Consider the following 212-nt stretch of genomic DNA (forward strand, 5'->3'; position numbering starts at 1 on the left):
ATTAGTGAACTCTGATGCTGAAACAACAAAGAAAAATGTTGAATCATTTACTAACTTACTGAATCAGCACGTGTGCAGGCTGAATCACAGAAGCTAACTTATCTAAAAGAATTAGGTGAAGATGGCGAATATAAATATGTGGCCAAAATAGACAAAAAAACATCTAAAATATGCCACTCTTTAAATGGCAAAGTATTTAAAGTTAAAGATAT

At 31.1% G+C, this 212-nt stretch carries 1 pseudogene; it reads left to right on the plus strand.

What is annotated here, in order from left to right:
* Window positions 1-54 precede the first annotated feature (54 nt).
* Window positions 55-212 (plus strand): annotated as a pseudogene (locus tag HMPREF3239_RS11985) (minor capsid protein); the annotation flags it as partial.

Origin of the sequence: Staphylococcus sp. HMSC34C02 (genome assembly GCF_001838705.1) — a bacterium.
In the GTDB taxonomy this organism is placed as follows: domain Bacteria; phylum Bacillota; class Bacilli; order Staphylococcales; family Staphylococcaceae; genus Staphylococcus; species Staphylococcus borealis.